General features: G+C 70.9%; 5 protein-coding genes and 1 pseudogene. 1 reads left to right on the top strand and 5 read right to left on the bottom strand.

Going from position 1 to position 4,169, the window contains the following annotated elements:
• The coding region (locus ACXAID_RS27230) for a type III PLP-dependent enzyme domain-containing protein (protein WP_475025289.1) at nt 1-667 on the top strand (667 nt) is incomplete at its 5' end.
• Nucleotides 668-672: 5 nt separating this feature from the next.
• Here ACXAID_RS27230 and ACXAID_RS27225 read toward each other — a convergent pair.
• The 5 genes and pseudogenes from ACXAID_RS27225 to ACXAID_RS27205 form a co-directional block, all read right to left on the bottom strand.
• The gene (locus ACXAID_RS27225) at nt 673-1,488 is read right to left on the bottom strand and encodes a type III pantothenate kinase (RefSeq protein ID WP_475025288.1); all 816 of its coding nucleotides are present in this window, start codon (nt 1,486-1,488) and stop codon (nt 673-675) included.
• A 5-nt stretch (nt 1,489-1,493) separates the two neighbouring features.
• Nucleotides 1,494-1,901, bottom strand: a complete 408-nt coding sequence (panD, locus tag ACXAID_RS27220; protein WP_475025287.1) for an aspartate 1-decarboxylase — start codon at nt 1,899-1,901, stop codon at nt 1,494-1,496.
• The gene (gene panC, locus ACXAID_RS27215; protein ID WP_475025286.1) at nt 1,901-2,845 is read right to left on the bottom strand and encodes a pantoate--beta-alanine ligase; all 945 of its coding nucleotides are present in this window, start codon (nt 2,843-2,845) and stop codon (nt 1,901-1,903) included. Before panC ends, panD begins: the two co-directional genes overlap by 1 nt.
• Nucleotides 2,842-3,789: a Rossmann-like and DUF2520 domain-containing protein gene (locus tag ACXAID_RS27210; protein WP_475025285.1), complete on the bottom strand. Its 948-nt coding sequence runs from the start codon at nt 3,787-3,789 to the stop codon at nt 2,842-2,844. Before ACXAID_RS27210 ends, panC begins: the two co-directional genes overlap by 4 nt.
• 91 nt (nt 3,790-3,880) lie before the next feature.
• Nucleotides 3,881-4,169 (bottom strand): annotated as a pseudogene (locus ACXAID_RS27205) (DUF6779 domain-containing protein); the annotation flags it as partial.

The following is a 4,169-nucleotide window of genomic DNA, read 5'->3' as shown; positions in this document are numbered from 1 at the left end:
CGCCGACGCCGTGGCCCGGGCGGCGGCGGCCTCGCCGCGGTTGCGCCTGGTCGGAGTCGCCGGATACGAGGCGGCGCTGGGGCACGGCCTCGGCGACGAGGACCTGGCCCCGGTCACCGCTCACCTGGACGAACTGCGCCGGGCAGTCACCCGGCTGGGGCCGCTGTTCGAGACCGACACCGTGCTCGTCAGCGCCGGCGGCAGCACCTACTTCGACACCGTCGCCGCGATGCTGGGCGACTGGCCGGACGGACTGCAGGTGCGCACGGTGCTGCGCAGCGGGTGCTATGTGACCCACGACCACGGCCTGTATGCCCGGACGTCACCGCTGACCCGGACCGGCCTACCCGGCCTGCGCCCGGCGCTGGAGGTCCACGCACAGGTGGTCTCGCGTCCCGAACCCGGGCTCGCGGTGCTGACGATGGGCCGCCGCGACGTGGCCTTCGACCAAGGGCTGCCCGTCGTGCTCGACCTCGCCGACGCGGCCGTCACCCGGCTCAACGATCAGCACGCCTACCTCGAGCTGGGCCAGGCCGAGCGTCCCGACGTCGGCACCTGGCTGCGGTTCGGGATCTCACATCCGTGCACCGTGTTCGACAAGTGGCGGCTCATCCCGGTGCTCGACGGCGAGGACCGGGTGGTCGACCTCGTGCACACGTTCTTCTGACCCGGTCACTTGGCCTGGCGCAGCTTGCCTCGCTGACCGTCGCGGTTGCGCTCGAACACCAGCCTCAGGCCGTCGAGGGTGAGGTGGCGGTCGTAATGCTCGACGGTGTGCAGGTCCGGTAGCACCAGCGGCGCACCGTGGCCGGTGGCCACCACCGCGATGTCGCTGCCGCCGAAACCGTCGACGTCCTCGCGCACCCGGTTCACCAGTCCGTCCACCAGCCCGGCGAACCCGAAGACCGCACCGGCCTGCATGCACTCGACGGTGTTCTTCCCGATCACCGACCGGGGTCGGGTCAGCTCGATGCGGCGCAGCGCCGCCGAGCGCGCCGCGGCCGCATCCGAGGACACCTGCACGCCGGGGGCGATGGCGCCGCCGAGGAACTCTCCCTTGGCCGACACCACGTCGACGCAGATCGAGGACCCGAAGTCCACCACGATGGAGGCCGTACCGAATTTCTGATAGGCGGCAAGGCAATTGACGATCCGGTCGGCGCCGACTTCTTTGGGGTTGTCCACCAGCAACGGAATTCCGGTGCGCACCCCGGGCTCGATGAGCACGTGCGGCACCGACGGCCAGTACTGATCGAGCATCAGCCGCACCTCGTGCAGCACCGACGGCACGGTCGACAGACCGGCCGCGCCGGTGAGGCGCTCGGCGTCGTCGCCGATCAGACCGTCGATCGTCAGGGCGAGCTCGTCGGCGGTGACCTCCGATTCGGTCCGGATCCGCCAGTGCTGAACGACTTTGGCGTGTTCTCCGGACCCCGAGATCAGCCCGACGACGGTGTGGGTGTTGCGGACATCGATCGCAAGGAGCACTCAGTTCACCTCGGCGACATCAGTTCGGCGGCGTCGGCCGGCACGTGAGCCGCATCGCAGCCCAGGTGGACCTGCCGGTTGTCGGCGTCGACGAACACCACCCGGGGGCGGTACTCCCTGGCCTCGGCGTCCTCCATGGTGCCGTAGGCGATCAGGATCACCAGATCTCCCGGATGGATGAGGTGAGCGGCCGCGCCGTTGATGCCGATCACCCCGCTGCCGCGCTCTCCGGTGATGACGTAGGTGACCAGCCGGGCACCGTTGTCGATGTCGACGATCGTCACCTGTTCGCCTTCGAGCAGATCCGCGGCATCCATCAGATCGGCATCGACGGTGACCGAGCCCACGTAGTGCAGGTCGGCCTGGGTCACCGTGGCGCGATGAATCTTCGACTTCAACATGGTTCGTAACATCAGTTCCTCCAGGGCAGTTCGTGGCTTTCGCCGGGTGCGACACGCGGGTGACCGTCGATGCCGGCGCTGGCGCCGACATCGATCGCGATGTTGTCGATCAGGCGGGTGCGGCCCAGCCTGGCCGCGACGAGCATCCGGGCCGGCCCCTGCGCCGGCGCCGGGCCGAGCAGCGGGTCGCGGATCTCGAGGTAGTCGACCTCGATGGCGGGCACCTCGTCGAGCACGGCGCGGGCCGCGTCGAGCGCGGCCGGGACACCAGCCGAGGCCGAGTACATGCCGGCCAGCAGCGCCGCCGACAACGCACCGGCCTGGTCACGTTGCACCGGGTCGAGGTAGCGGTTGCGCGACGACATCGCCAGTCCGTCGGATTCCCGCACGATCGGCACCCCCTGCACCTCGACGGCCAGATCGAAGTCGCCGACCATCTGCCGGATCAACGCCAGCTGCTGGTAGTCCTTCTCGCCGAAGTAGGCGCGGTCGGGGCTCACCGTGTTGAAGAGCTTCAGCACCACCGTCAGCACTCCGCTGAAATGCGTTGGCCGCGAGGCCCCCTCGAGCTCAGCGGCCAGCGGACCGGGCACCACCGTGGTCCGGGTGCCGTGCGGATACATGTCGTCGGCGGTGGGGGTGAATGCGATCTCGACGCCCTCGGCGCGCAACGCATCGAGGTCGTCGTCCAGCGTGCGCGGATAGGCCTCGAGGTCCTCCCCCACCCCGAACTGCAGCGGGTTGACGAAGATGGACGCCACCACGACCGCACCGGGTACCCGGCGGGCAGCCCTGATGAGCGCCAGATGTCCGTCGTGCAGCGCCCCCATGGTGGGCACCAGCACGATCCGGCGACCTGTCGCCCGCAGCGCCCTGGCCACGCCGGATACATCCCGGGGTCGCGTATAGACGTTGAGTTCCCCGGCGGCGAACTTCGGCGCCCTGCCCATCGTCATGGCTGTACCGCCTTCGCCAGCGCCTCGAAGACCGCGGCCGGTGCCTGCGAACGCTGGGCCGTGCGCAACGAGTTGGTCCGGTAGGCCTCGGCCAGATCTGGATTCACCTCGGTCAGCGCCTGCAGGTGGCCGGCCACCGCTGCGGCGTCACCGCGCGCCACCGGTCCGGTCAGCGCCGCCTGACCCCGCTGCAGCGCGTTCTCCAGGGAGGCCCGCGCCAGCGGGCCGACGATCCGCTCGGCGATTCCGCCCGGTGTGTCGTCGACGGCGTCCTGACCGAGCAGTTCCTGCCCCCACAACGCCGCACGCAACGCGTCGACCGCATCGAGCAGGACCGTGACCACATGATTGCTCGAGTGCGCCAGCGCCGCGTGATACAGCGTGCGAGCGTCCTCGCGGACGCGGAAGGGCTCGCCTCCCACCTCGAGCACCAGTGACTGCGCGATCGCGTATCCGATCTCGTCGGCGGCGGTGATGCCGAAGCAGGTGCCACGCAGCCGGTCGACGTCCTCGTCGGTGCCGGCGAAGGTCATCGCCGGGTGGATGGCCAGCGTGATGCAGCCCTGCTCGGCCAGGGGTGCCAGCACGGCGACGCCGTTGGCGCCCGAGGTGTGCGCGACGATCGTGTCGGGACGCACCGATCCGGTCGCGGCCAGCCCGGCCACCAGGGCGGACAACTCGGAGTCGGGGACGGCCAGCAGGAGCAGTTCGGCGCGGCCGGCCACCTGGTCGACGGGGAGCACCGCGGTGTCGGGGAGCCAACGTCGAACCCGCTGGCGCGATGCCTTCGACACCGCGCTGCAGGCGACGACGACGTGCTCGGCGCGTTCGAGCGCAACCCCCAGGGCGGTGCCCACCCGGCCTGCCGAGATCACCCCAACGGTGAGCCGGGCCGGGCGGAGTCCGTCGTGGGGTGCGCCCCGGCCGGCCGGGGACTGCACCATCGCAGGACCTCGCAGATTCTGATGAGATTTCGTTCCAGTCCCGCGCTGCGGGTACCGGACGGTCGACACTCAGCCTAGCTCAACACCCAGCTCAGTCCTCGCGGCGCCTGCGCCGGCCACCACCCGACGGCGACACATGCAGCCGGGCCATCAGGTCCGCGACCGACTGCCCGCCGGCGTGCGCCCCGTCCTCGACGTCCTCGACCTGCTCGGGTTCCTGCGGTTCGGGCGGCGGCGGAGGCGGCTCTGGTTGGGCGGGTTCGCCGGGAGCTGAATGCCGGCCGCGGGCCGACTCGGGAGCGGGCGGCTCGGATGCCGGAGATTCGGGTGCCCGCCGTCGGCCCACGTACCCCTCGGGCGCGCCGTGGGCGGGCTCCGGC

This window comes from Mycobacterium sp. ABE4_509 (genome assembly GCF_056160785.1).
Note: the sequence above shows the minus strand (reverse complement) of the source record. Positions and strands in the feature narration are given on the sequence as shown.

Coding starts and splice junctions, on each gene's coding strand:
- panD (WP_475025287.1), bottom strand. CDS start 1,901: ATGTTACGAACCATGTTGAAGTCGAAGATTCATCGCGCCACGGTGACC.
- panC (WP_475025286.1), bottom strand. CDS start 2,845: ATGACGATGGGCAGGGCGCCGAAGTTCGCCGCCGGGGAACTCAACGTC.
- ACXAID_RS27210 (WP_475025285.1), bottom strand. CDS start 3,789: ATGGTGCAGTCCCCGGCCGGCCGGGGCGCACCCCACGACGGACTCCGC.